The organism is Metaclostridioides mangenotii (genome assembly GCF_017873185.1).
In the GTDB taxonomy this organism is placed as follows: Bacteria; Bacillota; Clostridia; order Peptostreptococcales; family Peptostreptococcaceae; genus Metaclostridioides; species Metaclostridioides mangenotii.
The window spans coordinates 176,415-203,239 of the sequence record NZ_JAGGJX010000004.1; the positions used below are offsets into that span (position 1 = coordinate 176,415).

Sequence of the window (26,825 nt, forward strand, 5' to 3'; positions counted from 1 at the left end):
GTCTATTAAATTAATTCTTAAAGCGCTTCTTTTCTAAGTAACTCTGCTTTATCTGTTCTCTCCCATGGTACATCTATATCCGTTCTACCAAAGTGTCCATACGCAGCTACTTGTCTATATATTGGTTTTTTAAGATCTAGGTCCCTTATTATCGCACCCGGTCTTAAATCGAAATGCTTTTCTACTAATTCCACTAATTTTGCTTCTGCTACTTTTCCTGTTCCAAAAGTATCTATAAATATTGATAATGGTCTTGCTACACCAATCGCATAAGCAAGCTCTATTTCACATTTATCCGCAAGTCCAGCAGCAACTATGTTTTTAGCTACATATCTAGCTGCATAAGCTGCTGATCTATCAACTTTCGTAGGATCTTTACCTGAGAATGCTCCCCCGCCGTGTCTTGAGTATCCTCCGTAAGTATCTATGATGATCTTTCTTCCTGTAAGTCCTGTGTCGCCTTGAGGTCCACCTATAACGAATCTTCCAGTTGGATTGATGTATATTTTAGTTTCATCGTCAAGTAATTCTGCTGGTATAACAGCCTTTATTACATGTTCAATTAGATCTTTTCTTATAGTCTCTGTTTCTACAGTTTCACAGTGTTGTGCTGATATAAGTATAGTGTGAACTCTAACAGCTTTGTCTCCCTCGTACTCTACTGTAACTTGTGTTTTTCCATCCGGTCTTAAATAATCCAAAGTTCTATCTTTTCTAACTTCTGTAAGTCTTCTAGATAATTTGTGAGCTAGTGATATAGGCAAAGGCATTAATTCAGGAGTTTCATTGCAAGCAAATCCAAACATTATCCCTTGGTCACCTGCTCCTACCTTTTCTATTTCTTCATTTGTCATCTCACCAGTTTTACTTTCAAGGCCCTCGTCGACACCCATTGCTATATCCACTGATTGCTCATCTATAGATGTAATTACCGCACATGTATCGCCATCAAATCCGTATTTAGCTCTTGTGTACCCTATATCTTGTACCGTTTTTCTAACTAATTTTGGGATATCAACATAAGCCGATGTGCTTATCTCTCCCGCTACTAAAACTAGCCCTGTTGTAACTGTAGTTTCACAAGCTACTCTTGAATTAACATCTTTTCTTAATAATTCATCAAGAATTGCATCTGATATCTGATCACAGATTTTATCTGGATGCCCTTCAGTTACAGACTCTGATGTAAATAAATGTCTCGCCATTTTCTAATCCTCCTATTTTACTATTTATTTTATCCATTTTACCTTATTCAAATGAACTATTTCTCACGAATGACAATCAAAAAAACCTCTTCTATATTCCACAGAAGAGGTTAATTAACGTAATAATGCATTAATCAACTGACCTCATCTCTCAAGACAATTGTCTTGTAGGAATTAGCACCTTCTCCCATATGGGTGGTTGCTGGGCTTCAAAGGGCCTATCCCTCAGCCTCTCTTGATAAGGTAATCAAGAATTTAATTTTTTATACTATTTAATACTACTATTTTTGTTTTAAACTGTCAATATTTTTGTGGGACATGTGCAATTTTTTAGTATACTTTTATATTATTATTTGAGAAGTATTTAAATCTTATTCGTTATATAGTAAATATAAAAAATTATAGTATATATGTATTAATCTAATTTACTTTATTTAAGCTAATTGAATGAAAATATGGTATTTTATATGTTAAAATTGAGCAGCAAAATAGGTATCTTGATTATAATTTATTGATTTTAGGTTTTACAGAAATAGTCGATTAAGATTTAGTTTTATATACGATAACTATTATTGAAGGAATATTTTTACTAATGGACGCATTTTATTACTATAGGATCTCCGATGTTAAGTTATATTCTATAGCAAACTCTATAATAATAATTGTTCCTGTTACATATTTATCTACTAATTAATTATTTCAACAAGATACTATCTCAAATTGTAAATATCATCTAAATGAAAGTTAATTAGCAAAAAATAAACAGTATAAAAAACATTTTTATCGTTGATAAACAACTATAAAAAATAATAGACGACCCTTCTTATGTATATTTCGTGAATATATTCAAATAATGGTATTTTCCACTACAGATATTCATATATATCTTTTGAAGGGGGTGTTCCTATTGTATTTGACCAAAGTAAACTACAGTGAGGAAAACGCAGTTGATCTCCTTAGTTCATCCCTCAAAGGCATAATAGATGACGACACCATAGTAGTTTGTATAGGAACAGATAGGGCTATTGGCGATACTCTTGGCCCTTTAGTTGGAACAATCTTAAAAAAAAGCAGTTACAAATACCCTGTATACGGAACACTAGATAACCCTATTCACGCACTAAATATATATGAATCTTTAGATGAGATTAAAAACAAACATCTAAATGGCAATTTTTTAGCCATAGACGCTTGTCTAGGATCGCAAAGCACTATAGGAAATATACAAATAAGAGAAGGACCTATTCTCCCTGGAAAAGGTGTCGGAAAGAAACTCCCCCAGATAGGTAACTATTCTATTGTGGGAATTGTGGATAAAATAGATGAAAACAACAGATTTTCGTTTAATAACATACGTTTAAGCTTTATCTTTGATTTAGCTGAGGCCATTGCTCTTTCAATATTAGTATCTACCTGATCATTATACATAACAGCAAGGGTAGGTGATATTCTGAGAAAGGTATGTAAATTTTTTGTTCAATTTGCACTAATAAGCATTGTTTTTAAAGTATTCTTATTTCCAGTATTATTAAAAGTCACAAATGATAACATTTAACTAAAGAAAAGGTGTATTTTGGAGTAAAGTTATATAAAACTCTTATCTCTCAAATACACCTTTTTTTATTTAAATCTCTGACTATATTTATTTCTATTTTTATTCGTTTATATTCATTTGTATTTGTTTATATGTTTTTATTTTCACTTTTTTGCTTTATCATTTCGGCAAGTTGATTTGGACCTATAGAATTTGAAATCGAGTTTATTGCCGTTATTTGTCTCTTATCTTTCCCTTCAAAACTATACAATATCTCCGTACTGTAACAATAATTTAATGCTTTTCTATCCAATGTGAAAGGAACTTCTACTTTTGATCTCTTTCCTGGCTTTATTGTTATATTATTTTTAAGTTCTTCAAGTTTAAAATACTTGTCATCATTTACTCTAATTTCTTTAATTACTATATCTGTTTTATTTTTATTATCTATCTCTGTATCGAATGAACTTTTAAAATAATCTTGTGACTCATATTCAGTACCCTCGCCTAAACTCATAAAACCACTACCTACCGTGAATTCTAAATCCGCTCCGACTTCCTCTCTTGGATAAACTTTTAAATTAAATTTACCTAAATTGATTTTGTGCATTTCCTTATTACCAGTTATTTCGACTTCCATATCATCAAGTTTAAATTCACCTGATTTTGAAGGTGTGGCATTTATAAACAATGAATATGTTTGGTAGTATTTTTTATATTGTTTCACTTCATTGTCTATTTTCTCTAATCTTATATCAGCAATCTCTAAATTCTCATTTCCCTTTAGCAGCATTGTTGTTCCTTCTCCAAACTCATCATCAAAATCATAAATATTCATCTGTATCAAAAAACACTCACCAGCTGACGTGATAATATTACTTGACCATTTGTTGTCTACAATTAATTCTTTATTACTTGAAAGTATTCTTTTATTTTTAAAAGTAATCCTTTCTGCATTATCTGTTTTTATAAATGTGCTGAGTACTAATAATGTTACGGCTAATACTATTATTCTTACTAAAACTTTTTTTGACATATCTTAATTCTCCCAAGCCAATTATATAATTACTTCATATTATATAATATTTTGAGCATGATAATAACTATTATTTTTACTATTTATATTTAATTTAAAGTATTAGCTTTTTGTATTTTATTTTATAACTTCAATAAAACATTAAATCCCTTATACATTATATGTTTAACATTTAATGTATAAGGGATTTATTAATATTTTTAAGAAGAGAGGCCGATCCTAAAGTGATGGCAACCACTCTATAATCAGCCTCTATAGATTCTTTTGGATTTTTTCAGAAGATTATTTCGAACACTCAATCTATAAGCCGTGTCACCTAAAACTCTTCTATCAACTATTTAATTTTTTATAGCATCAACTTTACAACCCGAACTTTGTATATTTTATAGGATTATTAATTAATTCGTGGAGTTTTTCATCCACTAATATACTATATTACAATAATGTCTTTTTGGTTCGTAATTTGTCAAAATTTGTTTTTTAATCCTACTTTTCAACTAATGCAAACATAAGGTCCCCCTTACATGCAAGTTCTTCTCCTACACGTGCCTTAGCAGTTACTTTTGCTATATTTCTTCTTATGGAAATAACCTCTACTTCCAATGTAAGAGTATCTCCTGGCCTTACTTCTTTTTTAAATCTAACATTATCTATCCCTGCAAACACACCTAGTTTGCCTTTATTTTCATCCATAGACATCATTGCTACAGCTGCAACTTGAGCTAGAGCCTCAATTATAAGAACTCCTGGCATTAGAGGGTACTCTGGAAAGTGACCTTGAAAAAATGGCTCATTAACAGTTACGTTTTTGATGCCTACTGCTTTTTTCCCTATTTCTAATTCAATTACCTTATCCACTAAAAGAAATGGATATCTATGTGGTATTATCTCTTTTATCTGATCTATATTTAGCATAATTTTACTCCTTAATTTCTATCTTCTAAATGATCCACCTGTCTCTAACATATCTATAGAGCCAAGAGCTATCCCTGTACCTTTTGCTACACATGAAAGTGGTTCTTCAGCTATTACCACATTTATTCCTGTACTTTGCTCTATACGCTTGTCCAATCCATAAAGTAAAGCTCCGCCACCAGTCATTATAATTCCAGTGTCGCCAATATCAGCTGCTAGCTCTGGCGGAGTTTTTTCTAGTACAGAGTGTGTTGCAATAACAATTTGCTCTATACATTCATTTAATGCTTCAAGAGTTTCCGATGAATTTATTTCTACAGATATCGGAAGACCTGTTACTAGGTTTCTACCTGTAACCTTCATCGATACAACCTCTTCTCTTTCAAACGCGCTTCCGACTTCCATTTTAATTTTCTCTGCAGTTCTCTCTCCAATAAGAATATTGTGCTGTTTTTTCATATATCTAACGATTGCTTCGTCAAATCTATCTCCGCCCACTTTTATAGATTCGCTTACAACTATACCACCTAAAGAGATAACTGCCATATCAACAGTCCCCCCACCGATATCTATGATCATACTTCCATTTGGTTCAGAAATGTCTATACCAGCCCCTATAGCCGCTGCTATAGGCTCTTCAATAATATATACCTCTCTAGCTCCAGCTTCTCTTGTAGCCTCTTCTACGGCTCTTTTTTCTACATCTGTAACACCAGTTGGTACACATACCATTATTCTAGGCATAAAAAACTTACCAAATCCTTTTTTTTCAGCGATCTGGTCTATAAAATATTTAAGCATTTTTTCTGTTACATCGTAATTAGATATAACTCCATCCTTAAGTGGTCTAATAGCTACTATATTTCCTGGTGTTCTACCTATCATTCTTCTGGCCTCTTCACCTACCGCTAAAACCTCTTTAGATTTCTTCTCAATCGCTACAACTGAAGGTTCCTCTAGTAATATTCCCTTGCCACTAACATAAACTAGCACATTTGCAGTACCTAAGTCTATGCCTATATCAGCTCCAGCCATGTCTTCAACTCCTTTTATGATTATTGATTATATTTTATTAAATTAAAGTTTATAATATTTATTATCCTTAAATTACCTTGTATATAGTATTTACAAATTAGTATCCTTATAATACAACATATACAAAAACTTTATTTTAGTCAAGACGAAATCCTATATTTACCATAATATTTAAATAATTATAAAAAAATGTAGGCATAATTACCTACATTTTTTTATAATCATTTAAGTATTTTAATTTTGTCGCCATTCCCCCTCTGATATGTCTTTCAGATTTGTTTTTATCTAGGACGTTTTTCACTTCCTTAGCTAAATATGGATTTATCTCTTTTAATCGCTCTGTTACATCCTTGTGAATAGTACTCTTACTGACTCCAAATGTCTTTGCAGTCTGTCTTACTGTCGTATTTTTCTCGAGGATATATTTTGCTACTACCACTGCTCTTTCTTCTATATGCGATTTCAATGATTCCCCCCCTCACATAATAGCTTTAATGATATATATGTGAAAATGAGGGAAAATATAACAAAGCATGTTTAAATAAAAAAAGAGGATGCTTATTTAGTGATAGTTATCACTTTTAGCATCCTTTAGTAATTCTATTATTTTAAATTTAGTTTGCTTCATTGCTTTATTACTATTTAATCTGAATTGCTTTATTGCTTTGTCACTTTCTTTTCTACATTACTATATACGTCGATATCTTTTACTTTCTCATGGTCTAGAATCTTATTTTAAAAATTCTGATGGATCTACCAATTTATCATTTTTATATACTTCTAAATGTATATGAGATCCGTCCTCACTCTCTGCTTTAGATGATTCTCCAACTTTTCCTAAAACTTGACCTTCTGCTATCTTCTGATCTTTTTCAACTTTTGTATCTTTATCAAGATTCGAATAAACTACCACAATACCTTTTTCTTCATTCTTCACTTTTACAGAATATCCGTATTTATCGCTGCTAAATACATCTGTAACTACTCCACTAGTAAGTGACTTTACATCTGATCCCTTAGTTGAGCTTATATCTAATGCTTTGTGTATCTCCCACACATCTAAAGTTTTAGAATATGTAGGCTTTTTTTCCGAATATTCTCTTAGTACTTCAGTTCCTAAATAACTCAATTTTGAAGTTTTGTTCTCTGCTTTACTTACATTTTTATCTTCAGTTTGTTTTGCTTTCTCAAGATTTTGCTTTGAATCCGTAGCAGTAGGTACCTTATCGTTTTTATTGTTCTCAATTAGGTGTATTTCGTTATCTTTATTAGAATTTTCTAATTTTTCATTATTAGAGGCTAATTTATCTACATTACTGTTTGTAAACCAAACCCCGCCTACTGCTATTAGGCAAACACATACAAATAAAGATAAATAAAAACCATCTTTCTCTAATAGCCTTTTTTTCATATTGCACCTCCAAATATATTTGTACATTTGGATTATTGACGTCATTTTATGGTTTTATACATCTAATATATATCTTTTATACTAGTATCTGAGTAATAGTGGGATAATATTTCATAATATTTAGAGCCATCCTTTGCCATCCCCTCTGCTCCCCATTGGCTCATTCCAACACCGTGACCGTATCCCTTTACATTAAATTCTAAATTTTCGCCATTAAAAACTATTTCAAAATTTGCTGAATTAAGTCCAAAAATTGTTCTTATTTCAGTTCCTGCAAATGTCTTATTTCCTATTTTTATTTTATCTACTGCTCCACCTTTACTCTTTTCAACTACACTTATTTGATTTTCTAAATTTAGCTCACTCAACGATATAGATCCATTTGCTCTCTTAATAGAGTTAACAAATTCTTTGTTGCTCATGCTCATTTTTGATATAAATTTAGGGGATATTTTATCATAAGGACTGTCTACTGACTTTAAATATGGGTAACTTGCTGAAAATACTTCCTCACTGTTTTCTGTTTTTCCAGACGATGTAGAGAAGTACAGAGGCAGAATTGCTTTGTCATCGTACGCTATGATTTGACCTTTTGTAGATTTTACAGCTTCTTGTATTTTAGAATATCTGCTTTTCATCCACTCTTTGCCGTTTATTTTCTGAAGCTCACTGTAGCTTTTATATTCTTGGCAGTGTTTGAAATCTGTACAAACTACTGCTTTTTTGTGTCTAGATGGATAAGGTCTATCCATTTTATACATTACATAAGTCCTCGCAGCTATAGCCTGCGCTCTTAGAGCTTCAATATCAAAATCTGGAGACATCTCCCCAGCAAGAACCCCAGATAAATATTCTTCTAGATCTATTTTCTGATATTTGCCTAGTTTATGATTGTATATATCAATCTTAGGTGATTCTTTATTAACCGTTTCTAAGTTCAATATCTTTTCACTTTTTACATCCGTTTTATTATCTGCTTTATTTTCCTCTTTATCCGCTTTAGCAACAGTTACTTTATTGCTACTAGACAACTCTGTCTCATTGTACGACACAGCTGTTATCAGTATAGGTGCTGCAACTGAACATATAACTAAACAAAGTAAAATCAAAATAGGGTTCTTCATACACTCTCCTCCTAGCATTTAGCTTTTACCTTAAAGTATATGAACAACCCTTTTATTTTATGATTAAGTTTTTAGTAATATTCTAATTTTTATTAGTCTTCAATTATTTCTATATTTCCGCCTAAAGACTTGATCTTCTTGTCTATATCAACGTAACCTCTTTGGATATGATAAATTTCTCCAATTTGAGTTTCGCCCTCCGCTATAAGTCCGCATAGTATTAATGCAGCCCCAGCTCTAAGATCTGTGGCATTTACATTTGCTCCATGAAGTTCATCAACTCCATTTACAACAGCGCTTCTGCCATCTATTTTTATATCTGCACCCATTCTGTTGAATTCAGCTACGTGCATAAATCTATTTTCAAATACAGTCTCTATAACTACACCAGTTCCATTAGCAACTGTAAGCATAGCCATAAATTGAGCTTGAACATCTGTAGGGAAACCTGGATGTGGTAGAGTCTTTATATCTATTGGCTTTAGTACCTCTGGACCTATTACTCTAACTGAGTTTTCCATTTCAGTTATCTTACAACCAGCTTCTCTTAATTTTGCTATTACAGGCTTTAAGTGCTCAAGTAGTACATTTTCAACTACTATATCACCTTTTGTCATAGCCGCTGCACACATATAAGTTGCCGCTTCTATTCTATCAGGTATTACATTATGCTCAGCACCTTTTAGTTCTTTAACACCTTTAATTCTTATAGTATTAGTTCCTGCACCTTTTACATTTGCGCCCATTTCATTTAGGAAATTGGCTAAATCTACTATTTCTGGCTCTTCTGCAGCATTTTCTATTATTGTAGTTCCATCTGCAAGAGTTGCTGCCATCATTATATTTTCAGTAGCACCAACAGATGGGAAGTCTAAGTATAGTTTGCTTCCTTTTAAATCATCAGTTTTAGCCTCTATAAATCCATGATCCATTTCTATCTCTGCACCTAATGCTTTAAACCCTTTTAAATGTAAATCAATAGGTCTTGTTCCTATAGCACATCCTCCTGGCATAGAGATTTTTGTGCTGTTAAATCTAGCTAATAGCGGTCCCATTACTAAGAATGACGCCCTCATCTTTCTAACTAGCTCATAAGGGGCCTCACAAGTATTTATTTTACTTGCATCTACTGTTAATGTGTTGTCTTTGTACTCTACATCAGCACCTAAGTGTCTAAGTAAATTTGATATAACTTGAACATCTTGTAGATTTGGAACTCCGTGTAGTGTTGATTTTCCGTTCGCTAATAAAGTTGCTGCTATTATTGGTAATACTGCATTTTTTGCCCCATCTATTTTAACACTACCTTTAAGTGGATTACTCTTTTTCACTATTATTTTTGCCATTTTGCTTTTCTCCTCATTAATTAATAATCTATTTTTATAATCGGACTTGCGATATAGACGTACGTTTCCCCAATATCTTCTTTGTATCTAATCGCTATATTTAAATTTATCTTTTTTCCTAAATAATCTAACTCGCTGTATCTTAATACTTTACCATATGCTACAGCTGATAAAAAGTGTTTATTTTTTATTTTATGTATTTCTTCAGCACTCATATTATATAATATTTTATCCAAAATATCATCATATTTGTCATTTTGTAACTTTTTTGTGTATTTCCCTACAATGCAGGCGTATATTTCCGTGTTATTTGAATAATTTTTTAACAGCTTTTCAAGCTTGTTATAATCATCCTCTATATGTTTATATACCTTGTGTTCTGATATGTCAACTGTAATATACGCTTCATTTGAATTTTCTTTAATCCCTTTTACGCTCAATTTTATATTTTTTAATTCGACATTTATAAAAATTTCTTTCTTTTTAGTATTCCAATTTTCGTCATACTCTATTTCATTTTGACTGGCACCAAAAATCTCTACTATATTAAACAATACTTTTTTTAGCTTTTCTTTTGATATATTGTATTCTAATTCCGAATTATACTTTACATTATAAAATTCATATTCAGCATTTATACACTCTAATGAAGATTTTAGTGTACTATATTTAGTATTAATATTTGAATCTGCGTAAGAAATTGCCGCACCTAAAATCATCAATAATATCATACTTATAAATATTTTTATCTTTTTCATTTAAATCCCCCTAAATAAAAATAATTTTTATTTCATTATATATATAAATTATTGACATATTTTACCTATGTATACTCGAGATAAACTTTTATTTTCTACTTAGATTCTTTAAATAAAAATAATTAGATAAAAAATAGACATACTCTATCGATTACCGTTTGATAGAATATGTCTATTTGTTTACATCTATATATTCACTTCTCTTCATTTATGCTTTTATTTTACTAATTTAAATTCGTACTCATCTACGCCATCAATTGAATTTGTAACTTTAGTGAAGCCTTTATCAGAAAGAATCTTTGCAGTTTGTCCACTTCTGTTTCCTGTTCTGCAGTATAAATATATATCTTTGTCTTTATCAAGAGTATCTAATTTTGATTCTATATCTTCAAGTGGTATATTTTCTGCTTTTTCTATATGACCTTTAGCAAACTCATCTGCTTTTCTAACATCAATTAACACAGCATCTTTATTATCCGCTATTGCCTTTTCTAGTTCTGCCCCAGTTATATCGTTATATTTAACTAAATCATATTTGTAATCTTTTACTCCTTGTGCATTGTAAACTTTTGTAAATCCATTATTAACTAGTATATCAGCAGCTTCTGCACTTTTCTTACCTGAGTTACAGTATAGGATTACAGTTTTATCTTTGTATCCATCTATATCACTCAATTTTCCTTCTATATCATCTACATATATGTTTATAGCGTTCGCAATATGTCCTGAAGAATAATCTTTGTCGTCTCTAACATCAATTACAATTCCATCTTTCTCTTTTTCCATTAATTTTAATGCTTTTTCTCCGTCAATATCTTCATAAGCAACCTTGCTCTCATCATTTTTTTCTTCTTGTTTCGCTGGTTCAGATGCTTGTTTATCATCTTTTGGACTACATCCCACCAAGCTTCCAAAAGTAAGTGCCATAATCATCCCTAAAACCAAGACTCTAAATTTCTTACTAATCTTCATAAATATACCCTCCATAAACTTATAATTTATTAATACTTCCTAGGACAAACGTTTTTCTACTCTTTCCATTTAATTATAACAAAATATAAGCTTATTCTTCATTTCCATTTTCTATGACATACCTTTTTCTATAGTTTTTTTCTATCTATTCTAGATTACAATTTTTTTATCTTCTTAATTCCCTTGCGTCTTGTCATCCATTTTCCTACTGTGGAGCTATTTTCTTGATTAAAAATCTTTTTATTTTTTACATCTTCATTAAACATAAAATCCAGTACATGAAGAGTCGACTTCCCAGCTAACATCATTGATTCACAGCATGACTCACAGTACGAAATAACCGTATCATTTTCAGTTTCTTCAGCTCTCTTTTTAGTTTGTGTTATAGAGATCTCATTGCTTGTAACTCTAGTCATTCCGCCAGACCCGCAACACTCTGTATTCTCTCTATTATTTTTAAATTCATCTATTTTTAATTCCAATGAATTTAGGATTTCTCTAACATCATCGTGAACTTCACAATTATATCTAGTGGGACAAGGATCGTGAAGTGTAAATCTCTTCTCCAAATTGCCGTAATAACCTTCCAACTCTTTTGGTAAACCACGCTCATTAATTATACTCCAAATATATGTAACTTTAACATCCGGACTGTTTTCTTTAACTACTTTATAACAATTTGGACAAGCAACTATAACCTCGTCTATAGAGCTTAACGCCTCTGCTAATTTTGAATAATACTTTTTAAACTTTTCTGTATCTCCCATAATCATCGTAGGCTTTGCACAACATTCATATATTATAGAGATATCTTCTATGTGGCTTTTTAAATATTTAAAAGTATCTACAACGATTTTATCACTGTAACTTGCCAAACTACATCCCGGCATAAAAACAGTCTTGTGATCCTTTTTTATTGAACTGTATGAAAAAACTGATGAAAAACTATTTTGCTGATGAAACTTTACAGACTTATATCCCAAATCTTTTAAATTATTTTCTCCAGCTGAGAATATATCTTTTCTAGATTTGTGAAATGCATCCCCTAGATCTATATCTTTAGGGCATACTTTTTTACATAGGCCACAAAGCATACATGAGTATGCTAAAGCTTTATCTATTTTTTTATCAGTAGTTATTCCTTCCATAATAGCTTTTGGTGATTCTCCAAATTTATCCATCATAGGGCATACATTGTAACATTTTTTGCAATCTATACATCTTTTATTTTCTTCTTTTATATATTTTATCGTCTCTTTATTTAGAGATATTTTTTGCATTTATAACACCGCCAATTCGCAAAAGTATTGAAATCGATATAGTAGCTAAACAATATATTCAATACCTTCATTTATAAAGTATATTTGTGTATTTTGTACTGTATTTTTGTTTGCATAACAAATACATTATACCAAATAAACGAAGTATTTTCTAAATTACATATACTTAACTCTTCAAATAAAATAAGGAAGAGCGCTATTACTAGCTCTCCGCCTTGATTTTAATTATTAAAATATTTTATAAATTCTTCTAATGCCTTCTCGTTTACATTTCCGCATACTTTAGTTATTCTAGAAAATTTCTTACTTGAAAGTACTGTCTTCTGACCTTATTAGGGCGTTAATTGATAATATATTAAAATATATTTTTAAATTAAACCTAACTTAAAATCTACAAAAACCCTCCATAAACTACCTATAGTAGAATAAATATTTTTATCACATAAATCCTTTTTTTAATCTATTCTTAACATAAAAAATAATGCGTAATAAAAGGATATGTAATATAATAATATTAGTTGAACTTTCAACTAATATTAGGAGGTGATACCATTACAGAGTTAAAAAATAAAATACTCAGAGAAGTCGGAGCTCTTTCAAGAACTATCAACACTTTAAACGATAATAAATACAAAAAATTCAATATCCAAAAGGGTCAATACATATTCCTAACACGTATATGCGAAAATCCTGGAATAAACCTTATACAACTCACATCAATACTAAAAGTTGACAAAACCACAACTACAAAGGCAACACAAAAACTGATAAAAGAAGATTACATTACTAAAAAAATAAATACTGATGATAAGAGGATCTCAATGCTATATCCTACAGAAAAAGCATTAGAAATATATAATGTTATAATAACTGAAGAAAATAGAGGCATTGATATTTGCTTTAAAGATTTTTCAGAAAACGAAAAAATCCTAGCATACCAGCTAGTAAAAAAGATGCAAGAAAATATAGAATCAGATTGGTACGATCTAAAACATTACAAGGAGTAATAATATGATAAGAAAAGCAAACATAAAAGACCTAGATCAAATTATGAATATAATTTCGGATACTGTAAAAGAAATGAAAACTTACAACAATACACAGTGGGACGAAAACTACCCACAAGCAAAAGACTTTGAAAACGATATTAAAAATGAAGACCTTTATGTAGATGAATTAGACGGTCAAGTCGTTGGCCTTATCTGTGTAAACTATATAGAGCCCGATGAGTATTTAGATATAAAATGGGCCTTTGATAAAAAAGCTATGATTATTCATAGAATGGCTGTAAACTCAAACTTTAGAAATCAAAAAATAGGTACTCGATTAATGGAGTTCGCCGAAGAGCTCGCCAAAAATAACGGCGTAGTTTATTTAAAGACGGATACCTATTCGCTTAATATTAAAATGAATTCGTTATTTAAAAAATTTGGATATAAACTAGCAGGTCAAATGGAGTTTTTAGGTAAAGAGGAGCCATTTAACTGCTACGACAAATTCCTAGACTTCCCTAGTAAGTAGTTCCAAATACCACAATTTTTATAATCTAGAGTAAGAACTACAGTTTATATATCATATAAAAATGGCATTTAGAAATATTTTCATATACTAGAATGCCATTTTTATCGGATATTTTCCTCGAATATTGTATATTGAATATATCTTATAGTATAAAGTACCTATTTTAAGAACTTTTTATCTTATATTTATATAAAAAACCCCTTTGAATAATATCCAAAAGGGTTTTTATCAACTTTATTAAAAGTAATTTTTATATATTTTTACCTACTCAACAGTAACAGATTTAGCTAAGTTTCTTGGCTTATCTACATCGCATCCTCTAAGAATAGATACATAATAAGCAAGAATTTGCATTGGGACAACTGATAAAATTGGAGCAAGTATATCATCAGCATCTGGGATATAAATAACATCGTCAGCTGCTTTTTCAACATCTTTATTGTGCGATTGAGCTATTCCTATTATATAAGCGCCTCTAGCTCTAACCTCTTCCATATTTGAAACCATTTTTTCAAATAACTTCTCTTGAGTTGCAACAGCTATTACTGGTATATCTTTCTCTATTAAAGCTATAGTACCGTGCTTTAATTCTCCTGCAGCAAATGCTTCAGCATGTATATAAGATATCTCTTTAAGCTTAAGAGCTCCTTCCATAGCTAAACTACAGTCTATTCCTCTACCTAAGTAGAATGCACTAGTTGTATCTGCAAACTTTTTAGCTATTTCTTTTATATAGTCTTCACCTTTTAATACTTCCTCAATTTGAGCAGGTATTGCTCTCATCTTTGCAATCATTTCGTCGTAGTACTCTCTTGTTATACTACCTTTTTTAAGAGCAAAGTCTAATGATATCATATATAATGAAACTATTTGAGTTGTATAAGCTTTTGTCGATGCAACTGATATCTCAGGCCCAGCCCAAGTATAAAATACATCGTGTGCTTCCCTCGCTATTGAAGATGCAACTACATTGGTTACTGCTAATACTCTAGCACCTTTTTCTTTAGCGTCTCTTAACACTGCAAGTGTATCCGCAGTTTCTCCAGATTGACTTACTAACACTAATAGAGTATTTTCATCAAGTATAGGATCAGAATATCTGAATTCAGAAGCTATATCAGCTATAACTTGAACTTTCATAAATTTCTCCATAGCGTATTTTCCAAGTAATCCTGCATGGTAAGCAGTACCACAAGCCACAACGTATATTCTCTGGATTTTATCTAAATCTTCTTTAGCCATATTGATAGTGTCTAGAGTTATAGTTCCGTTGCCATCTAATCTTCTCTCTAATGTCTCTTTTATTGCTGTAGGCTGTTCATGTATTTCTTTTGCCATATAATGGTCGTAACCACCTTTTGAAGCTGCTTCTATATCTAAATCTATATGAACTGAATCTTTTTCTACTAAATTTCTATCGAAGTCGTATACTTTTAAATCGCTGCCCTGCATATGAACTACTTCACCATTGTCTAAGAAATATACATCTCTAGTGTATGCTAATAGAGCAGTTATATCTGAAGCTATTATATTTTCATCTTTACCTAATCCAACTACTAGTGGACTATCTTTTCTAACAGCTACAAGTTCTTTGTCATTATCTTGAGAAATTATACCTAGGGCAAATGCTCCTCTCAATCTTGATATTGTTTTGTAAGCTGCATCAAGTAAATTTCCATCGTAGTATTTGTCTAATAAGTGGGCAATTACTTCAGAGTCTGTTTGAGTTAAAAACACTACTCCGTCTTTACTTAACTCGTCTTTTAATTCCATGTAGTTTTCAATTATTCCATTATGAACTACAGCTAAACTCTTGTCTTTATTAAAATGAGGATGACTGTTTGTATCCGATGGCTCACCATGAGTTGCCCATCTTGTATGGCCAATTCCCAATGATCCTTCCATTCCATAAGACTCGACATCATCACCTAATATTGCAAGTCTACCATTATGCTTTCTGATGTCTAGTTTATTGTTATTGTTTACTGCTATTCCCGCTGAATCATAACCTCTGTACTCTAGCTTTGAAAGTCCATTCATAATTACTTCAGCAGCATTTCTTTTTCCTAAATATCCAACTATTCCACACATATTTGTGTCCTCCTAAAATTTTATTAATATATTTTAAGAGTTAGGTCTACATTTACTTGAACTTCCCTTTGTCCACACGATTACTCATATGTTTTGAAAAAGTTCTTCGATGGTAAACACACCGCAGAGCATCCGCCGATAATTCGATTAACTCTGACCTCGTCAACTCACATATAGTGAGTTCTGGCGCTTTAGCGGATCCTTAGTTTTAATCTAAAGATCCATTCTATCTACGACAATTTTTTTGTAATAAGATTAGCTAAATTTGTCGCCAATTTTTTTAGTTGACCTTCCTCTTTACCCTCTAGCATTACTCTTACTAATGGCTCTGTACCTGATGGTCTTATTAAGACCCTTCCTTCACCATGTAATAAATTCTCTATCTTTTCTATTTCTTCTTTTATATCTGTTATTTCCATGTATTTATTTTTATTTTCATTTTTAATTGTTGCATTTATTAGCACTTGAGGATACTGCGTCATTACAGAAGCTAGTTCAGATAATTTTTTATTTTCTTCTTTTACTATACTTGCAAGAAATAAAGAGCTTAAAACTCCATCTCCTGTAGTATTGTAATCTAGGAAAATCATGTGACCTGACTGCTCTCCACCAAGGTTGTAACCGCTTTTAACCATTTCTTCAAGAACATATCTATCACCAACACATGTAGTGGCTAGTTCTATTCCATGTTCCTTAGCAGCTATGGTAAGACCTATATTGCTCATCACTGTTACAACAAGTGTATCCTTTGCAAGTTTCTTTTTCTTCTTTAGATAAATAGCACTCAAAATCATTATATGATCCCCATCCACTATTTGTCCCTGTTCATTTACAGCAATAAGTCTATCTGCGTCTCCATCATATGCAAGACCTAAGTCTGCACCGTTTTTTAAGACAGCCTCACATAATAGTTCAGGATGAGTAGATCCACATTTATCATTTATATTTATCCCATTTGGATCATTGTGAATTGCAATAACTTCTGCTCCCAGTTCTTTAAATACCTCTGGAGCAACCTTATACGCAGCGCCATTAGCACAATCAAGAACAACTTTTAGACCACTTAAATCTTCTTTTATTATCGATTTTAAGTATTCTACATAGTCCTTCTGTGCGTTATGTAAGAAAATCTTTTTACCTAATTTTTCACCAGTTGGGTAATAATCAATTTTATCTATATCATCTATATATTCTTCTATTTTAAATTCTAATTCATCGTCAAGTTTGTATCCATTATCATTGAAGAACTTGATTCCGTTGTATTCAAAAGGATTGTGGGATGCAGAAATAACAACACCACAATCAGCATCATATTTTTTAATTAAATACGCTACTGCAGGTGTAGGTACAACCCCTACTGTTATTACATCACAACCTACAGACATAAGCCCTGCTATTAATGATGCTTCTAACATATCTCCCGATACTCTAGTATCTTTTCCTACAACAACTTTTACATTATCTTTATGCTCATTTTGAGCTAAAACATATCCCCCAGCTCTTCCAAGCTTATATGCTAGATCGCATGTTAGTCCGGTATTGGCTACCCCTCTAACACCATCTGTTCCAAAATATTTCCTCACTAAAAAATCTCCTTTCAAAATCGAAAGCATAAAATGCACTATCTTATATATTATACCACATTATCATAAAATCAAAAAATAATCTATCTTTACAATAAAGATAACAAAATTGATATAAGTATATAAAATACTACATAAAATTACAATAAAGGGGATATCCCTGATAGTAAGCAGTAACTTACATTCGGGATATCCCCTATTTATACTAATTATTATTAGTTTTTAGTTGCATCCATACCTTTTTGAAGAGCATCTCTGTTTAATGGAACAAATTTCTCTTTTGAAGGACCGAAAACTTTCTTAAATGCGTCTAGTACTGATTCTATATCAACAGTATCAGATACTTCTAAGTAAGCACCTAACATTATCATGTTGGCAACTTTTGGATTTCCTAATTCAACAGCTAAATCATTAGCTGGTATATAGTAAACATCAACATCATCTCTATCAACTTTTGTATCGATTAATGAACTGTTAACTAATATTTTTCCTCCAGGAACAACGTCTTTTTGGAATTTTTCAAATGCTGGTGCATTCATTAATATAGCTGCAGTTGCATCATCTGTTATAAGTGGAGAGCCTACTGGCTCACTAGAAACTGTTACTGCACAGTTTGCTGTACCTCCACGCATCTCTGGTCCGTATGATGGTAACCAAGATACTTCTTTGTTCTCTAACATTCCTGCATAAGTAAGTAATTGTCCCATTGACATAACACCTTGGCCTCCGAAGCCTGCACATATTACTCTAGCTGTAGACATTTACTTCACCTCCCCATCAATTTCAACATCTTTAAAGTTTCCTAATGGATAATGTGGCATCATATTATCTCTTAACCATTGTAATGCATCAACTGGTGATAATCCCCAGTTAGTTGGGCATGTAGAAAGTACTTCAACTATACCAAATCCTAATCCTGCTTTTTGAACTTGGAAAGCTTTCTTTATTGCTTTTTTAGCTTTTCTTACGTTAGCTGGAGTATCAACAGTAACTCTCTCAACGAATACTGCTCCATCTAATGTAGATAACATTTCACTTACTCTTATTGGGAAACCTTGAGTTTCTGGGTTTCTTCCTGATTGAGCAGTTGTAGCTTTTTGACCTACTAGAGTAGTAGGAGCCATTTGCCCACCAGTCATACCGTAAGTAGTATTGTTAACGAATATAGTAGTTATTTTTTCACCTCTAGCAGCAGCGTGAATTATTTCAGCTGTACCTATAGAAGCTAAGTCTCCATCTCCTTGGTAAGTAAACACTGTTTTGTCAGGGTGTACTCTTTTTACTCCTGTAGCCGCAGCTGGAGCTCTACCATGAGATGCTTCTTGAGTATCCATATTAAAATATTTATATCCTAAAACAGAACATCCAACAGGTACTATACCTATTGTTTCTCCCAATAATCCTAATTCTTCTAGAGATTCCGCTACTATTCTGTGGATTATACCATGAGTACATCCTGGACAGTAGTGAGTATGGGCTTGAGTTAAACCTTCAGTTCTTTTAAATACAACAGCCATTATCTAACACCTCCTGAAACTTCTTTACCATCTAATATGTCTTTAGCCATTTGAACAATATATGCTGGATCTGGAGTCATTCCTCCTGGTCTTCCGTGGAAGTATATTGGTAATCTTCCTCTTACAGCTAAGTCAACGTCTTCGATCATTTGACCCATACTCATCTCTACTGTAAATATAGCTTTTGCATTAGGTATATTTTCAGCTTTGAATGCGTCAAATGGGAAAGGCCATATTGTTTTAGGTCTAACAAGTCCTGCTTTTATTCCTTGCTCTCTTAAAGTAGTAATAGCAGTCTTAACTATTCTTGAAACAGTTCCATAAGCTGCGAAGACAATTTCTGCATCTTCTGTTTTGTACATTTCAACATCTACTTCATTTTTTTCTATTTCTTTATATTTAGCATCTAAACGTAAGTTGTGTTCCTCTAACTCAACTGACTCTAAGTATAGAGAGTTTATGATATTAGGCTTTCTGTTCATTCCTGTTCCTACAGTAGCCCAATCTTTTGGAGGCAACTCTCTTTTCTTTCCTGGACCACTAAAATCAACTGGCTCCATCATTTGTCCTATCATACCATCAGCAACAACCATTACTGGTGTTCTGTAGTAATCAGCTACGTCAAAAGCTCCCATGATCATATCAACAGCTTCTTGAACAGTTGCTGGTGCGTAAACTGGAGTTCTGTAGTCTCCGTTTCCTCCACCTCTTGTTGACATGTAGTAGTCAGCTTGAGAAGGTTGTATACTTCCTAGACCTGGTCCACCTCTCATGATGTTAAGTATAACACATGGAACTTCAGCTCCTGCACAGTATGTTATACCTTCTTGTTTTAATGCAACACCTGGTGAAGATGAAGAAGTCATTACTCTTGCTCCTGCTCCTCCTGCTCCGTATACCATGTTTATTGCTGCAACTTCTGATTCAGCTTGAACAAATGCTCCGCCTATTTTTGGTAATTCTCTTGATAAATACTCTGGTAATTCACTTTGTGGAGTTATTGGGTAACCGAAGAAATGCTTACAACCAGCTTCTATAGCTGCTTTTCCGAAAGCTTCGTTACCTTTCATAAGTATTTTAGCCATTAAACTTCCCCCTTTATTAATTGATTAAATTAGTCTCTTTCTACTGTAATTACTTGATCTGGACACATAGTTGCACAGCTTGCACACCCTATACATTTGTCCATATCAACTACTGTTGATGGATTATAACCTTTTTTGTTGATTACATTTGTATCAATTTTCATAATCTTTACTGGACATGCGTTAACACATAGTCCACAACCTTTACAACGGTCTTGATTAAAAGTAACTGTTCCTTTTGCTTTAGCCATTTGTCTTTGCCTCCTTAAACTTTCTATATATTTGAGCCCAAACTACATCCAATCTTGTCTCATATACATCTTTATTGGGAATATTTCCCCTTCTAAACCATCTGGCAACTGATCAACTAAAGTCTCTATACATGTGTTGTACTTAACTGGTATATTAAGCGCTTTAGAAACTTCTTTGACTACTTCCTGACCTTTTAAAATATCCTCAACTGTTGTATCCCAGATCATATGAGTATTATTTACTAGGCCGCTTACCTTAAGCTTCGAAGCATTCTCTATAATAGATATATATTCGATAACTTCTTGTGCTGTTTGAGTTTTCTCCCTATTTGCATTCACTACGAAAAATAAATCGTAGTCTCCATCTTTAATAAGATCTTTATATCCTGCAATTACCTTAGCTCCTACATTATCTCCACCAAGGTCGATAACATAGTTGTATGAACTATCGTTCATAGGCGTCTTTACTTGAGCTGATATTGCTGGTACATCTAAACTTGATGCTTCGATTGAGCTACCCATAGGAATTATATCAAGAGACTCCATAAGTTCTTTCTTTTCCCTTGTTCTGAAATAAACATTTACAACGTCCATATCAGCTATAGCTACTTTACCAGATACCATCTCTCTTAATTTTATAACATAGTTCATTGAGAATTCACTTTTTCCACTACCATAGTGGCCAGTCATGATTCTAATTCTTTTGTCATTAGTTACCATACACTTTGGCCTCTTCTTCAGCATTTAAGACTCTAAGTCCACCTTGTGCTAAAGCTATCATTTCATCTTCACCAGGATAAACAGTAACATCAGTTATATACTTAACTCTGTCTATTATCATTTGAGTGAATGATTTTGAGTATGCTATGCCACCAGTAAGTAGTATTCCATCAACATTCCCTTTAAGAACTGATGCACATGCTCCTATTTCTTTAGCTATTTGGTAAGCCATAGCTTCGTATAATAGTTCAGCTTTTTTGTCGCCTTTTTCTATCATCTCTTCTACTTCTCTAGCGTCGTTAGTTCCTAAATACGCCACTAAGCCACCATTTCCTTTAATTTTTTTCTTAATATCATCTAAAGTGAATTCACCACTGAAACACATCTTTGCTAGTTGTCCAACTGGTAAACCACCACTTCTCTCTGGAGAGAATGGTCCTTCACCATCTAAGGCGTTGGCAACATCTACAACTTTACCTTTTTCATGAGCTCCAACAGATATTCCTCCACCCATATGGGCTACTACTAAGTTTATTTCATCGTACTTTTTATTATTCTCACTTGCAAATCTTCTAGCTATAGCTTTTTGATTTAATGCATGGAAAATACTTGCTCTGTCTATTTCAGGCATTCCTGATATTCTAGCTAAATCATTTAATTCGTCAACAACAACTGGGTCAACTATATATGATGGAGCGTTTACTTCATCACCTATTTGCTTAGCTATTATACCACCTAGGTTTGATGCATGTTCTCCTGAAACTCCTACTTTTAAATCTTCTAACATTGGAGCGTTTACTTCATAAGTACCGCCTTCTATAGGCTTAAGAAGTCCTCCTCTACCTACAACACAGTCTAAATCAGATAACTTTACTCCACCTTCTGCTAAAGAATCTACTATTACTTGTTTTCTGAATTCAAATTGATCAGAAATTCTTTCGTATTTTCCTATTTCATCTGAAGAGTGTCTTAATGTTTTTTCAAACACTTCTACCTCATTATCAAATACTGCTATTTTAGTCGAAGTAGACCCTGGATTAATCGTTAGTATTTTGAAAACCTTATTCATTTGTTTGTTTACCTCCTGAATATTATGCTTTAGCCGCCATTAAGACACCTAACGCTATTGAATTAAGTTTAGTTTCTTCATTGTCTGCTCTTGAAGTTAATATAACTGGTGCTTTTGCCCCAACTATAACTCCTGCACTCTTTGACTTAGCAAAGTATGACATTGATTTATAAAGTATGTTCCCTGCTTCTATATCAGGAGCTAATAGTATATCAGCTTTTCCAGCAACTGGATGATCCATACCTTTGTGTTTAGCTGCTTCTTCTGAGACAGCATTATCTAGTGCAAAAGGTCCACCAACTATACATCCTTTGATTTCGCCCCTCTTACACATATCTTCAAGTTCTTTTGCATCTACTGTATCTGGCATTTTTGGATTAACTTTTTCTTTAGCACATAAACAAGCTACTTTTGGCTCTTTTATATCTAATGCATGTGCTACTGTACATGAATTTTCTATGATTTGTTTTTTTGTTTGTAAATCAGGAGCTAAGTTCATAGCTGCATCTGTTATAAAGAACAGTTTGTCATAGCCCTCAACATCGAAAACCGCAACATGGCTTAAAACGTTTCCAGTTCTCAGACCTACTTCTTTATTTAAAACCGCTTTTAAGATTATTGATGTGTCTACTAAGCCTTTCATTACCATGTCGGCTTTTCCTTGTGAAACTAATTCAACAGATTTTAATGAAGCTTCTGCTAAATCTTTTATATCGATAAGTTCGTAATTGTCTAGATCCATATCTATACTTTTTGCAATCTCTCTAGTCTTTTCAATATCCCCTACTAATATAGCTTTTGCTATCTTTTCTTTTCTTGCCATCTCAACAGCTAGTAAAACTTCTTTGTCTTGACAACAAGCAACAGATATAGTCTTAGGACCTCTTTCTTCTGCAAATCTTATTACTTCTTCAAAGTTTCTCATGCGATTACACCTCATTTAGAATTTTTGAAATCGTTTTTAACATTTCAAATTAAATTATACATCTAGTTACAGGCTTTTCATAGTTTAAATTAATAATTTTTTTCAGAAAACTATATTCAATTAAAACAATTTAGTTTAATATTATTATTTAATTTAAATCAATATATTATTTATTAAATTGTTCTATATTTATATTACTCTATAATCCTCATAATATAATAATATCGCTAAAATAAACAAGATGCAACAGAAATATAAAATTAACAATGTCAATATTTGTCGTATTCTGTCGCATCTTGTTTTTTTAATATCATTTAATTTTTAGACTATTTCACTTCAACAACGTTAGGAGTTATCTTAACATTTTTAAAATTGAAACTAGATTCAAATTTTATTACATATTTATAATTTGTTGTACTTTGCTGAGTCAAATCTATATATAGCTTAATATCTGATTTTTTTGCAGCTTCCAAAGTATTGTCGTATTCAACATCTACCTTAATTTCATCAGTGTTTATTATAGCTTTATCTGCATCTTCTTCGATATTATTTCTAATTTCGATTTCAGATGAATTGAAGCTAAATGAATCCTTTGATAAGTCTTTTTCCTTTTTACTAACGGTTATTGTACTAAATTCAGTGTTAATTCCTTCAGGTACTGTCAAGGTTACATTAATCTCATTAGCGTTTTCCAATTGCTTTAAGTCTATTGTATCTGTGTCTATTGCATTAACCGCTTCTACAGCTTCCTTTTTACCTTTTATAACTATTTCTTTGCTACTTACATTGTAGCTCTTTATATCTTCTGTATTGCCTTCCTTTAAATTAAATTTTATCGGAACTGTCTTTTGTTTGAACATTTCAACGTCTGCGTTCACGTAATAATTTGAAAGAACAACGTCCTCCACTTTTTTACCTGACTCATCTACTGGAGTTAACTTTAAATTTCTAGTAAAATTATCTTTACCATTTTCTACATTTAAGTCCGCTTCAATGCTTTTAACTTTGTTGACCATACTTCGAGGCCCTGTCACCTTAACTTTGTTTTTCTCTAGTTTTATTTCGCTTATATCGTCTTTCTTCTCACCTTTTACATTTACTTTTATAACTTTATCCCTCTTTACAACCCTTTCGAGGTTCACTATAATCATATTGTTTTTAAGAGAGCTATTTACACCCTCAGAAACATTTGATCTTAGATACATATCATTACTGCCTTCAAGTGGTTCCTTTATTTCACCATATACATAAATTTTACTCTTTGTTGTATTTTTTACCTTAGATAATTCACCCGAAATGTATACATCTGCTGTAAGATCATTTTCTGGATAAACTACAAAGCCCTTGTCTTCCAATTCTGTCGTATTAGTTATGGATACTGGGACATCTTCTATTAAATTTTTACTTTGTGGATCTATAGCAAGCATCACGTACATCCACAGAACCATCGCACTGATCAGCGCTATAACCTTAATTCTAGTATTATGTTTAAACTTATTTATCATCTAAATAAACCACCTTTAAAGAAGCTTTTTTCATCTGTATTTACCTTTAAATTGCTGCGTAGTATGTTGGTCATTCTCTCCTTAGATATATCTCTATAAAGCTTGCCCGATTTGGCTATAGAGACACCTCCAGTTTCCTCTGAAACAATTAAAGTTATACAGTCTGACACTTCACTGATTCCTATACCAGCTCTATGTCTAGTTCCTAAATCCTTACTCAAATCTTTAGTTTCAGTAAGAGGTAGAAAGCATGCAGCTGCCTTTATCCTAGATTCCCTTATCACTACTGCACCATCGTGTAGCGGAGTATTTGGAATAAATATATTTATTAATAACTGTCTAGATATCTCAGAATCTATAACAGTACCTGTATTTATTATCTCATTTATTTTAGTGTCTCTCTCCATTACTATCAACGCGCCTATCTTTTGTCTAGACAGTGAGTACAGAGATTCCACTATTTCTTCAATCGTTCTATTTAAAATTTCTTCTGATGAATTGATATTTTTGCCAAAGAAAGACAATCTAGTTCTTCCTATACGCTCAAGACCTGCTCTTAGCTCGGGTTGGAATATTACCGCTGCTATAATACCTATCTCAAGAGTATTATTTAGTAGCCAATTTAATGTATGAAGCTTTAAAATACCACTGACTTGCACAATTACCATAAATAGTATTATACCTTTAAAAACTTGTTCTGCTCTTGTATCTTTTATGAACATAAAAATCTTATAAAAAATGTATGCAACTATTATTATATCAAGTATATCAGATATACTAATTTTTGTTATTATATTAAAAATTTCATTTAAAAATAAATTAAGATCTAACAAAATTTTATCCTCCTATTTATTTTTGCTTTTACTACTTTACACTATGTATTATACACTATATTAATCGAAGTATATACAAACTATTCAATTTTTCATCAAATATTCATTTTCAGCTTTTTAAGAATATTTTTCTAATTCTGATCTTCTCTTTCAGCATATAAGGCTCTTTTAACACATACAAATTAGATATTTATATTTTAATACATCAGATTATATTCAATTATAGAAGTATAGTTAATTTTTGTGGTGTAAATGAGATAAAAAGGAGATTACATTGTTAAAAAAAGAACGAAAATAACGTTTTTTCACTTTTCTTAAAAGGCATTATTGCTTAATTTCTATTTATATTATAATTAAAATTCTAATATCAGAAAGTTCAATACAATCTAATTATTTCAAGAGTATATATACTATCAATTTTATTATAAGTAACTATATATTAGATTAAAGGAAAATGATGATTGTAAGACAAAGTAAATCTTATATTACTCCTTTGCAAACTTAATGAATATAAGAATCTAATATATAAATATTATTTTATCTATACTTAGTTCAATGTGTTTAATTTCTATTTAAATTAATTTCTTTACTTTCTGTCCCTAACATATTTGCTTTTTTACTAAATACTTTGGAAATCTTACAGTCTATCCAATCTATTCCAATAAAATAACCTAAAAGCGAACCAAGTTGTGCAAATTCAGAAATGATTTTGCACTTCAAAAATATTTTGTGCTCAGAAATAGTTTTAAAAAACAAAAAACAAAAAAAGTTCCACATTCGTGAAACTTTTTTATTAATTAATGGTGAGCGCACAGGGATTCGAACCCCGGACACATGCCTTAGAAGGGCATTGCTCTATCCAGCTGAGCTATGCACCCATTATTATATGGAGCGGGAAACGAGATTCGAACTCGCGACATCGACCTTGGCAAGGTCGCGCTCTACCACTGAACTATTCCCGCATATTTTCAAGAATTACCTTTAGATACTATTTATCTAAGGATCAATCATTATTAATTTAGTTTGGCGACCTGGAAGGGGTTCGAACCCTCGACCTCCAGCGTGACAGGCTGGCATTCTAACCAACTGAACTACCAGGCCGCAAATGG

26 protein-coding genes, 3 tRNA genes and 1 riboswitch are annotated in these 26,825 nt (G+C 32.0%); of the genes, 3 read left to right on the plus strand and 26 right to left on the minus strand.

Features of this window, described 5'->3' with window-relative positions; translation table 11 throughout:
- Window positions 1-17: 17 nt before the first annotated feature.
- Window positions 18-1,205 carry a methionine adenosyltransferase gene (metK, locus tag J2Z43_RS10595; RefSeq protein WP_209457171.1) on the minus strand — a complete coding sequence of 396 codons (1,188 nt, stop codon included), beginning with the start codon at window positions 1,203-1,205 and terminating at the stop codon, window positions 18-20.
- Between the two features lie 141 nt (window positions 1,206-1,346).
- Window positions 1,347-1,450, minus strand: a riboswitch (SAM riboswitch).
- Between the two features lie 662 nt (window positions 1,451-2,112).
- On the opposite strand from metK, the gene yyaC reads away from it, so the two are divergent.
- Window positions 2,113-2,622 (plus strand): spore protease YyaC, encoded by a 510-nt coding sequence (gene yyaC, locus J2Z43_RS10600; protein ID WP_024620949.1) that lies wholly within the window; start codon window positions 2,113-2,115, stop codon window positions 2,620-2,622.
- Window positions 2,623-2,887: 265 nt separating this feature from the next.
- On the opposite strand, the gene J2Z43_RS10605 is transcribed toward yyaC, so the two are convergent.
- The 10 genes from J2Z43_RS10605 to J2Z43_RS10650 all read right to left on the minus strand — a co-directional run bounded on the left by J2Z43_RS10605 (window position 2,888) and on the right by J2Z43_RS10650 (window position 12,616).
- Window positions 2,888-3,775 (minus strand): hypothetical protein, encoded by an 888-nt coding sequence (locus J2Z43_RS10605; RefSeq protein WP_209457172.1) that lies wholly within the window; start codon window positions 3,773-3,775, stop codon window positions 2,888-2,890.
- Window positions 3,776-4,261: 486 nt separating this feature from the next.
- Window positions 4,262-4,690, minus strand: a complete 429-nt coding sequence (gene fabZ / locus J2Z43_RS10610; RefSeq protein WP_209457173.1) for a 3-hydroxyacyl-ACP dehydratase FabZ — start codon at window positions 4,688-4,690, stop codon at window positions 4,262-4,264.
- Between the two features lie 18 nt (window positions 4,691-4,708).
- Window positions 4,709-5,725: a rod shape-determining protein gene (gene mreB, locus J2Z43_RS10615; protein WP_209457174.1), complete on the minus strand. Its 1,017-nt coding sequence runs from the start codon at window positions 5,723-5,725 to the stop codon at window positions 4,709-4,711.
- Between the two features lie 205 nt (window positions 5,726-5,930).
- The gene (spoIIID, locus tag J2Z43_RS10620) at window positions 5,931-6,191 is read right to left on the minus strand and encodes a sporulation transcriptional regulator SpoIIID (RefSeq protein ID WP_027703056.1); all 261 of its coding nucleotides are present in this window, start codon (window positions 6,189-6,191) and stop codon (window positions 5,931-5,933) included.
- A gap of 264 nt (window positions 6,192-6,455) precedes the next feature.
- On the minus strand, window positions 6,456-7,136 hold the full coding sequence (locus tag J2Z43_RS10625) for a M23 family metallopeptidase (RefSeq protein ID WP_209457175.1): 681 nt from the start codon (window positions 7,134-7,136) through the stop codon (window positions 6,456-6,458).
- Window positions 7,137-7,198: 62 nt separating this feature from the next.
- Entirely contained in the window at window positions 7,199-8,260 is a 1,062-nt protein-coding gene (spoIID, locus tag J2Z43_RS10630) for a stage II sporulation protein D (protein WP_209457176.1), read from the minus strand.
- A 92-nt stretch (window positions 8,261-8,352) separates the two neighbouring features.
- Complete coding sequence (gene murA, locus J2Z43_RS10635; protein ID WP_209457177.1) at window positions 8,353-9,606, minus strand: UDP-N-acetylglucosamine 1-carboxyvinyltransferase; 1,254 nt, start codon at window positions 9,604-9,606, stop codon at window positions 8,353-8,355.
- Between the two features lie 20 nt (window positions 9,607-9,626).
- Window positions 9,627-10,364, minus strand: coding sequence for a YwmB family TATA-box binding protein (locus J2Z43_RS10640; RefSeq protein WP_209457178.1), 738 nt, complete (start codon window positions 10,362-10,364; stop codon window positions 9,627-9,629).
- A 216-nt stretch (window positions 10,365-10,580) separates the two neighbouring features.
- Window positions 10,581-11,336 (minus strand): rhodanese-like domain-containing protein, encoded by a 756-nt coding sequence (locus J2Z43_RS10645; RefSeq protein WP_209457179.1) that lies wholly within the window; start codon window positions 11,334-11,336, stop codon window positions 10,581-10,583.
- Window positions 11,337-11,491: 155 nt separating this feature from the next.
- A complete protein-coding gene (locus tag J2Z43_RS10650; RefSeq protein WP_209457180.1) occupies window positions 11,492-12,616 on the minus strand; it encodes a (Fe-S)-binding protein in 1,125 nt (374 codons plus the stop codon).
- Window positions 12,617-13,134: 518 nt separating this feature from the next.
- On the opposite strand from J2Z43_RS10650, the gene J2Z43_RS10655 reads away from it, so the two are divergent.
- Window positions 13,135-13,623 carry a MarR family winged helix-turn-helix transcriptional regulator gene (locus tag J2Z43_RS10655; RefSeq protein WP_234926358.1) on the plus strand — a complete coding sequence of 163 codons (489 nt, stop codon included), beginning with the start codon at window positions 13,135-13,137 and terminating at the stop codon, window positions 13,621-13,623.
- A 4-nt stretch (window positions 13,624-13,627) separates the two neighbouring features.
- On the plus strand, window positions 13,628-14,137 hold the full coding sequence (locus tag J2Z43_RS10660) for a GNAT family N-acetyltransferase (RefSeq protein ID WP_209457181.1): 510 nt from the start codon (window positions 13,628-13,630) through the stop codon (window positions 14,135-14,137).
- Window positions 14,138-14,401: 264 nt separating this feature from the next.
- Here the strand turns inward: J2Z43_RS10660 and glmS are convergent, their stop codons facing one another.
- From glmS to J2Z43_RS10735, 15 genes are all read right to left on the minus strand, one after another.
- On the minus strand, window positions 14,402-16,228 hold the full coding sequence (glmS, locus tag J2Z43_RS10665) for a glutamine--fructose-6-phosphate transaminase (isomerizing) (protein ID WP_209457182.1): 1,827 nt from the start codon (window positions 16,226-16,228) through the stop codon (window positions 14,402-14,404).
- A 230-nt stretch (window positions 16,229-16,458) separates the two neighbouring features.
- Window positions 16,459-17,811: a phosphoglucosamine mutase gene (gene glmM / locus J2Z43_RS10670; protein WP_209457183.1), complete on the minus strand. Its 1,353-nt coding sequence runs from the start codon at window positions 17,809-17,811 to the stop codon at window positions 16,459-16,461.
- Window positions 17,812-18,026: 215 nt separating this feature from the next.
- Window positions 18,027-18,572 carry a 2-oxoacid:acceptor oxidoreductase family protein gene (locus J2Z43_RS10675; protein ID WP_209457184.1) on the minus strand — a complete coding sequence of 182 codons (546 nt, stop codon included), beginning with the start codon at window positions 18,570-18,572 and terminating at the stop codon, window positions 18,027-18,029.
- A complete protein-coding gene (locus tag J2Z43_RS10680) occupies window positions 18,573-19,328 on the minus strand; it encodes a thiamine pyrophosphate-dependent enzyme (protein ID WP_209457185.1) in 756 nt (251 codons plus the stop codon).
- The gene (locus J2Z43_RS10685) at window positions 19,328-20,413 is read right to left on the minus strand and encodes a 3-methyl-2-oxobutanoate dehydrogenase subunit VorB (protein WP_209457186.1); all 1,086 of its coding nucleotides are present in this window, start codon (window positions 20,411-20,413) and stop codon (window positions 19,328-19,330) included. The genes J2Z43_RS10680 and J2Z43_RS10685 overlap by 1 nt, the downstream gene beginning before the upstream one ends.
- A 29-nt stretch (window positions 20,414-20,442) precedes the next feature.
- Complete coding sequence (locus J2Z43_RS10690) at window positions 20,443-20,664, minus strand: 4Fe-4S dicluster domain-containing protein (RefSeq protein WP_024620964.1); 222 nt, start codon at window positions 20,662-20,664, stop codon at window positions 20,443-20,445.
- 42 nt (window positions 20,665-20,706) lie between these two features.
- A complete protein-coding gene (locus J2Z43_RS10695; RefSeq protein ID WP_209457187.1) occupies window positions 20,707-21,384 on the minus strand; it encodes an ATP-binding protein in 678 nt (225 codons plus the stop codon).
- Window positions 21,374-22,453: a butyrate kinase gene (buk, locus tag J2Z43_RS10700; RefSeq protein ID WP_027703067.1), complete on the minus strand. Its 1,080-nt coding sequence runs from the start codon at window positions 22,451-22,453 to the stop codon at window positions 21,374-21,376. Before buk ends, J2Z43_RS10695 begins: the two co-directional genes overlap by 11 nt.
- 22 nt (window positions 22,454-22,475) lie before the next feature.
- Entirely contained in the window at window positions 22,476-23,378 is a 903-nt protein-coding gene (ptb, locus tag J2Z43_RS10705) for a phosphate butyryltransferase (protein ID WP_027703068.1), read from the minus strand.
- Window positions 23,379-23,704: 326 nt separating this feature from the next.
- Window positions 23,705-24,883 carry a CdaR family protein gene (locus tag J2Z43_RS10710; protein WP_209457188.1) on the minus strand — a complete coding sequence of 393 codons (1,179 nt, stop codon included), beginning with the start codon at window positions 24,881-24,883 and terminating at the stop codon, window positions 23,705-23,707.
- Window positions 24,880-25,716 carry a diadenylate cyclase CdaA gene (gene cdaA, locus J2Z43_RS10715; protein WP_209457189.1) on the minus strand — a complete coding sequence of 279 codons (837 nt, stop codon included), beginning with the start codon at window positions 25,714-25,716 and terminating at the stop codon, window positions 24,880-24,882. Before cdaA ends, J2Z43_RS10710 begins: the two co-directional genes overlap by 4 nt.
- 561 nt (window positions 25,717-26,277) lie before the next feature.
- Complete coding sequence (locus tag J2Z43_RS10720; protein WP_209457190.1) at window positions 26,278-26,436, minus strand: hypothetical protein; 159 nt, start codon at window positions 26,434-26,436, stop codon at window positions 26,278-26,280.
- 81 nt (window positions 26,437-26,517) lie between these two features.
- Window positions 26,518-26,594 (minus strand) — tRNA-Arg (locus J2Z43_RS10725).
- 9 nt (window positions 26,595-26,603) lie between these two features.
- Window positions 26,604-26,678, minus strand: a tRNA-Gly gene (locus J2Z43_RS10730).
- A gap of 62 nt (window positions 26,679-26,740) precedes the next feature.
- Window positions 26,741-26,817: transfer RNA gene (locus J2Z43_RS10735), tRNA-Asp, on the minus strand.
- Window positions 26,818-26,825 lie beyond the last annotated feature (8 nt).

Excerpts from the sequence above, each read along its gene's own strand:
- spoIID (WP_209457176.1), bottom strand. The coding sequence starts at position 8,260 with ATGAAGAACCCTATTTTGATTTTACTTTGTTTAGTTATATGTTCAGTT.
- ptb (WP_027703068.1), bottom strand. The coding sequence starts at position 23,378 with ATGAGAAACTTTGAAGAAGTAATAAGATTTGCAGAAGAAAGAGGTCCT.
- J2Z43_RS10695 (WP_209457187.1), bottom strand. The coding sequence starts at position 21,384 with ATGGTAACTAATGACAAAAGAATTAGAATCATGACTGGCCACTATGGT.
- murA (WP_209457177.1), bottom strand. The coding sequence starts at position 9,606 with ATGGCAAAAATAATAGTGAAAAAGAGTAATCCACTTAAAGGTAGTGTT.
- J2Z43_RS10680 (WP_209457185.1), bottom strand. The coding sequence starts at position 19,328 with ATGGCTGTTGTATTTAAAAGAACTGAAGGTTTAACTCAAGCCCATACT.
- glmS (WP_209457182.1), bottom strand. The coding sequence starts at position 16,228 with ATGTGTGGAATAGTTGGATATTTAGGAAAAAGAAATGCTGCTGAAGTA.
- buk (WP_027703067.1), bottom strand. The coding sequence starts at position 22,453 with ATGAATAAGGTTTTCAAAATACTAACGATTAATCCAGGGTCTACTTCG.
- J2Z43_RS10690 (WP_024620964.1), bottom strand. The coding sequence starts at position 20,664 with ATGGCTAAAGCAAAAGGAACAGTTACTTTTAATCAAGACCGTTGTAAA.
- J2Z43_RS10645 (WP_209457179.1), bottom strand. The coding sequence starts at position 11,336 with ATGAAGATTAGTAAGAAATTTAGAGTCTTGGTTTTAGGGATGATTATG.
- metK (WP_209457171.1), bottom strand. The coding sequence starts at position 1,205 with ATGGCGAGACATTTATTTACATCAGAGTCTGTAACTGAAGGGCATCCA.
- J2Z43_RS10605 (WP_209457172.1), bottom strand. The coding sequence starts at position 3,775 with ATGTCAAAAAAAGTTTTAGTAAGAATAATAGTATTAGCCGTAACATTA.
- J2Z43_RS10625 (WP_209457175.1), bottom strand. The coding sequence starts at position 7,136 with ATGAAAAAAAGGCTATTAGAGAAAGATGGTTTTTATTTATCTTTATTT.
- J2Z43_RS10710 (WP_209457188.1), bottom strand. The coding sequence starts at position 24,883 with ATGATAAATAAGTTTAAACATAATACTAGAATTAAGGTTATAGCGCTG.
- J2Z43_RS10685 (WP_209457186.1), bottom strand. The coding sequence starts at position 20,413 with ATGGCTAAAATACTTATGAAAGGTAACGAAGCTTTCGGAAAAGCAGCT.
- mreB (WP_209457174.1), bottom strand. The coding sequence starts at position 5,725 with ATGGCTGGAGCTGATATAGGCATAGACTTAGGTACTGCAAATGTGCTA.
- J2Z43_RS10660 (WP_209457181.1), top strand. The coding sequence starts at position 13,628 with ATGATAAGAAAAGCAAACATAAAAGACCTAGATCAAATTATGAATATA.
- J2Z43_RS10640 (WP_209457178.1), bottom strand. The coding sequence starts at position 10,364 with ATGAAAAAGATAAAAATATTTATAAGTATGATATTATTGATGATTTTA.
- fabZ (WP_209457173.1), bottom strand. The coding sequence starts at position 4,690 with ATGCTAAATATAGATCAGATAAAAGAGATAATACCACATAGATATCCA.
- J2Z43_RS10650 (WP_209457180.1), bottom strand. The coding sequence starts at position 12,616 with ATGCAAAAAATATCTCTAAATAAAGAGACGATAAAATATATAAAAGAA.
- J2Z43_RS10675 (WP_209457184.1), bottom strand. The coding sequence starts at position 18,572 with ATGTCTACAGCTAGAGTAATATGTGCAGGCTTCGGAGGCCAAGGTGTT.